At 32.3% G+C, this 6,000-nt stretch carries 5 protein-coding genes; 1 reads left to right on the forward strand and 4 read right to left on the reverse strand.

Annotated features, from left to right (window positions below):
• Window positions 1-499 precede the first annotated feature (499 nt).
• Entirely contained in the window at window positions 500-826 is a 327-nt protein-coding gene (locus EPK97_RS09410) for a nucleoside triphosphate pyrophosphohydrolase (RefSeq protein ID WP_162036356.1), read from the reverse strand.
• Between the two features lie 213 nt (window positions 827-1,039).
• On the opposite strand from EPK97_RS09410, the gene EPK97_RS09415 reads away from it, so the two are divergent.
• Entirely contained in the window at window positions 1,040-2,704 is a 1,665-nt protein-coding gene (locus tag EPK97_RS09415) for a glutamine--tRNA ligase/YqeY domain fusion protein (protein ID WP_162036388.1), read from the forward strand.
• A gap of 178 nt (window positions 2,705-2,882) precedes the next feature.
• On the opposite strand, the gene EPK97_RS22380 is transcribed toward EPK97_RS09415, so the two are convergent.
• The 3 genes from EPK97_RS22380 to EPK97_RS09430 all read right to left on the reverse strand — a co-directional run.
• Window positions 2,883-4,679, reverse strand: coding sequence for a M56 family metallopeptidase (locus EPK97_RS22380; RefSeq protein WP_162036357.1), 1,797 nt, complete (start codon window positions 4,677-4,679; stop codon window positions 2,883-2,885).
• A gap of 35 nt (window positions 4,680-4,714) precedes the next feature.
• The gene (locus EPK97_RS09425; protein WP_338075676.1) at window positions 4,715-5,101 is read right to left on the reverse strand and encodes a BlaI/MecI/CopY family transcriptional regulator; all 387 of its coding nucleotides are present in this window, start codon (window positions 5,099-5,101) and stop codon (window positions 4,715-4,717) included.
• 247 nt (window positions 5,102-5,348) lie between these two features.
• A partial coding sequence (locus EPK97_RS09430; protein ID WP_205690245.1) for a hypothetical protein occupies window positions 5,349-6,000 on the reverse strand: 652 nt, incomplete at its 5' end.

A 6,000-nucleotide genomic window follows, 5' to 3' on the forward strand; every position in this document is an offset into this window, starting at 1 on the left:
TCTGTTATGAGGAATAATCATACAGGTAACATTGCAGTATTACATAAAAGCATAGAACAATACAAATTAAATGCTAACAAAAGCTAGGCTTTATAAACATAAAGATCATTTGTTGTGACTTCATTCACACTATGTATTGTTCAAACATGAATTTAAGTAAAACTAGCATTATAATTAAAAAATTAAAAATTAAATAACATATTTTTTTTAAAAGGAAAATCAAATTCTTTTAAATTGAAACATTTTTGAAAACGTTTTCTTTATTGGATTGTAACTAAAATTTCTCTTTAACTGTGAACAACGACTAAAAATTCCTCTTTTCCCCCTTTCTTTTTTCTTAGTCTCCCTTCTTCCCAACCATTTTCATTCATTCATTGAAATTTTGAATGTGTATATATAACCATAACATATGCAGTATATGAATTCTATAGTAAAAAGGATACAGAAATATGTAGATTTTGATGTGCATAGCTAGTCAAAAAGATATAGAATTTGACCTCTAATCATCTTCTACTTCTATTAAAAATACTTTTTCCTTAAAACCACCTCTTTTTTTTACCTTCTCCTCTCTTATGTTCTCAAGTTCATCTCTTGAAACCCCGTGTCCATGTGCTAATGTATGTATAATCTCCAGCATATCGGCTAACTCATGTAATGCATCTTCATCATTGCTTGCTTCAAGATATTCATCTAACTCTTCTTTCAATTTTAATCGAAGCTCTGTTACGTACTCATCCTCAGTTAAAATCCTTGTTTTATATCTCTTCCCAGTATGGTTAATTATTTTAGGTATTTGATCTCTAACTAACTTGTTATATGTTGGCATTTCAATCTCCTTGTTGATATTAGTCTTTGATATTTTGATTTTACCAAATGAAATAAGGTCATTGATAGTAGTTCATGATAAAATATATTAAGGTGCATTTTCATTTAACCTATAATACATAACAAGAAGGTTGGAAAAAACTTTATATATATGTTATAAATAAGATTAAATTTTATGTGAACATGATCTTTAAAATAAGGAAGGTTGGAAATGATGGAAAATAACACATCTAATATTATTAGACCCATTATTCAAAAAGATTTAGAAACAGGTAAACGTGATCATGTGATCACTCGTTTTCCACCTGAACCGAATGGCTACCTACATATTGGACACGCAATGTCGATCATAACTAACTTTGATCTTGCCGATGAATTTAATGGGAAAACAAACTTACGCTTTGATGATACCAATCCTTTGAAAGAGGATGTGGAATTCGTTCAATCCATCAAAGAAGATGTACAATGGCTTGGTTTTGATTGGGATGGGTTATTTTTTGCTTCAGATTATTTTGAAGAAATGTACAATCGAGCGATATTATTAATTAAAAAAGGGTTAGCTTATGTCGATGATCTTTCCGCTGATGAGATTCGTGCTTATCGTGGCACTTTAACTGAACCAGGTAAAAACAGTCCTTATCGTGATCGAACTATAGAAGAGAATCTTGATTTGTTTGATCGCATGCGTAAAGGTGAATTTGAAAATGGACAAAAAGTTTTACGAGCTAAAATTGATATGAGTTCATCTAATATTAATATGAGAGATCCTGTCTTATATCGAATTGCACATACAACACACCATAATACTGGAGATAAGTGGTGTATTTATCCAATGTATGCCTTTGCTCATCCGATAGAGGATGCCATAGAAGATGTGACACATTCTATCTGTACACTTGAGTTTGAAGATCAAAGACCTCTATATAATTGGATTATTGAACAAACGGAAATGGAAAGCAAACCTCAACAAATTGAATTTGGTCGTTTAAACGTAACAAATACGGTCATGAGTAAACGAAAATTAAAGCAGTTAGTAGATGAAAAGTTTGTCGATGGATGGGATGATCCTCGTATGCCAACCATTTCTGCTCTTAGAAGAAGAGGTTTTACTGCAGAAGCCATTCGTACCTTTATTCGTGAATTAGGTGTAACTAGAGGAGATGGGGCTGTTGATTCTCGAATGCTTGACCATTATGTTAGAGAAGATTTAAAACTAAAATCACCCCGTACGATGGGGGTTCTACGTCCTTTAAAAGTAGTGATAACCAATTATCCAGAAGGAAAAGTTGAGATGTTAGATGCGGAAATCAACCCTGAAAATCCTGAGATGGGGATAAGACAAATTCCTTTTTCAAGAGAAATTTATATTGAACAAGAAGATTTCATGGAGAATCCACCTAAAAAATATTTCCGCCTATTTCCCGGAAATGAAGTTCGATTGAAACATGCGTACTTCATTAAATGTGAAGATGTGATAAAAGATGAAAATGGAGAAGTCATTGAAATCCATTGTACCTATGATCCTGAAACAAAAAGTGGTTCAGGATTTACAGGACGCAAAGTAAAAGGAACACTACATTGGGTAGATGTTAATCATGCGATTCCAGCAGAATTCCGCTTATATGAACCATTGATATTAGATGAAGAGGAACAGCAAGTGGAAGAAAATGCTGAAGCAAAAACATTCTTAGATCATGTGAATCCGAATTCTTTACAAATTTTAAATGGTTTCATTGAGCCCAATATGAAGGATGTTAAACCACAGGATAAATTCCAATTCTTTAGACACGGTTATTTTAATGTAGATCCAAAACACACAACAAAAGATCACTTTGTGTTTAATATGATCGTATCCTTGAAAAGCTCATTTAGGATGTAATTTAGGACAAAAACTCCTTCATCGATTGCCTTCGACCGAAAGAATAACCTCTAAAACCACTTTACTTGTGATTTTAGAGGTTATTTGGTAAGTGTTAATTCAAAAAACAGATGCAGAAAAATAGAGCTGCACTCACGGCACAACTCCACCATTCTTTTCAATATAAGTGGGCGTTTACTTAATTTCCTTCTTCCATTAGATAGATAGTATCCAATTCTTCTAATATTTCTTCAATTGTTTTACCTTTTGTTTCTATCCCTGCTTCTTTTGCTTCTTCCATTAGATAGATAGTATCCAATTCTTCTAATATTTCTTCAAATGTTTTACCTTCTGTTTCTATCCCTGCTTCTTTTGCTTCTTCCATTAGATAGATAGTATCCAATTCTTCTAATATTTCTTCAAATGTTTTACCTTCTGTTTCTATTCCTGCTTCTTTTGCTTCTTCCATTAGATAGATAGTATCCAATTCTTCCAGGGTTTCTTCAAATGTTTTACCTTCTGTTTCTATTCCTACTTTTTTTGCTTCTTCCATTAGATAGATAGTATCCAATTCTTCTAGTATTTCTTCAACCGTTTTACCTTCTGTTTCTAAGCCTAATACTTCCGCTTCTTCTAAAATTAGTTCAGGATCAGGAATTTCAAATGGTGGGATATCTATATTGATCCAAAAATCATCCAACACGATCACTTTTTCTGTTGTAAATTGCCCTGGAAATAATGATGTCATATCACTATATAACACTTTTACTTTTTGACCTACTTGCAAATCATCTAATTGCAACTCATTAGGAATAGAAAACCAAGTTATATCGGAATCTGATTGTACATATTCCTGAGAATCCCCTTCAACTACAAACATTCCATTTTTATCTTTATCAATAATATAGCCTATATACTCTACTGTACTCTCAGTATTTGTACTCCCTAAAGCACTCGTTAATCCAACTAATCCAATTCCTACCGCTAACACAATAGACGTAACAGATTTTTTTAATGACGTTTTTTTATACATTTTAATTTTCCATATTCTTCTTTTTATCATATTTTTGTTTTTTGCCATTCCCATCGATACAGGAATCAAATTAGGTTTTGATAGTTTTGTTAAAACAGTGATAATTGTTTTCCCATATTCCAAATGCTCGGATTTCTTAAGATGAGATAAAACATAAGCATCACATGCCACTTCACCATCTTCACGCATTTTATAAAAAGCATACCAAACCAAAGGGTTAAACCAGTTGATCGCTTGAACGAATAAAGCAATCCAGGTAATGAAGATATCTTTCCTTTTTAAGTGGGTAAGCTCATGTAAAAGCACATATCTTTTCTCTTCATCTGATAATTGATGTATTATTTCTTTTGGTAGTAATAGTTTGGGACGAATCAATCCTGTAATTGAAGGTGTGTTTATTGCATCATCATAAATCATGATAATCTTATTTCTCAACTTCATTTCAATTTTGCAATTTCCTAAAAGTTTAATGAATTTAACATCTTCGCATCTTGATTGTTTTCTAAGTTTCCAATGAAAACGGGTATTTACAATCAGAAACGTTATTAATATTGTAAGTGTACCTGTAATCCAAATGATTCCTAATATCTCGTAATTCAACTTAAACGTTTCATTCACTTGATCTGGAGTTAAAGGTGATGGCTTCTGTCCAAGGTTAGCATTATTATCCATATTCGGTATTGTAAAATCTTTGACTTTATCATTGAAAACATCTGCATTACTTATATGTTGTGTAGAATCAATCTGTTGTAGTGCTTGTGGAAATAAATTGAAAATACTCAATGAGCTTTCTGGTGTATACGGAATGATTAGTCTTAATATAACAAGGAACCAAATATAGTAATGCCATTGGGGATTCAGTTTATCTTTAAAAATCAATTTTACTAATATGATGATTCCTATGACAACACTACTCATCAATGATAAATTTAAAATGGTTTTAAATAATGATGTTAGGTCCACTAATTCTCCTCCCTTTTATTGAGGGTGTTCTTACACTAAGAATCCTTTTTTTCTTCAAGAATGAGTTTTAATTCTTCAATCTCATTTTGAGATAGTTTTTCATCTTTGATGAAATTTGCAAGTAACATTTTAACGGAGCCTGAATATACCTTTTCCAAAAATGATTTTGTTTCTACTCTCTTACACTCGTCCTCAGTAACAAGTGGAAAAAATGAATTTAATCGAGATTCTTTTTTTACTCCAATCGCTTCTTTTTTGACTAAACGACTAATGAGAGTATGAATCGTTTTAGGGCTCCAACTCGTTTCTTTTTTTAATGCATCAATGATTTCAGATGAAGTTAATGGTGAATTTCTCCATAATACTTTTATTATTTTCCATTCAGCTTCTGATATTTTTGGGAGATCTTTAATTGGAATCACTTCCTTACAGTTGTAGTCTTTAGATTCATACTACAACCATAGTATTAGTTTTGTCAAGTGAACTCCTAGAAAAAACTTGTCTTTTTTTAAAACAAATTCAAAATAATAGAGCTGCGCACAGGGCACAACTCCAGTTATTCTATTTGGTCAAAATCAATCATATATTTTTTTCATACATAAGTAAGTTTTATATTTAATTAGCCTATTCACTCTCATTTACCTAGTTGCATACCCTTTCAACTTCTAACTACTCTTCCGTCTCTAACTGTAAATCTTCATACATTGTACCTTCTGTTTCTATTCCTGCTGCTTTTGCTTCCTCCAATAGATAGATATTTAGCAATTCTTCCAGGATTTCTTCTACCGTTTTTCCTTCTGTTTTAATCCCTGCTGCTTTTGCTTCTTCCACTAGATACATATTATCCAGTTCTTCTAGGATTTCTTCTACCGTTTTACCTTCTGTTTCTACACCCGCTGCTTTTGCTTCTTCCATCAGATACATATTATCCAATTCTTCCAGGATTTTTTCTACCGTTTTTCCTTCTGTTTCTACACCCGCTGCTTTTGCTTCTTCCATTACATACATATTATCCAATTCTTCCAGGATTTCTTCTACCGTTTTTCCTTCTGTTTTAATCCCTGCTGCTTTTGCTTCTTCCATTACATACATATTATCCAGTTCTTCTAGGATTTCTTCTACCGTTTTACCTTCTGTTTCTACACCCGCTGCTTTTGCTTCTTCCATTACATACATATGATCTAATTCTTCCAGGATTTCTTCTACCGTTTTTCCTTCTGTTTCTACACCCGCTGCTTTTGCTTCTTCCATTACATACATATTATCCAATTCTTCCAGGATTTCTTCTACCGTTTTTCCTTCTGTTTTAATCCCTGCTGCT

Origin of the sequence: Chengkuizengella sediminis (assembly GCF_010078385.1) — a bacterium.
Taxonomy (GTDB): domain Bacteria; phylum Bacillota; class Bacilli; order Paenibacillales; family KCTC-33759; genus Chengkuizengella; species Chengkuizengella sediminis.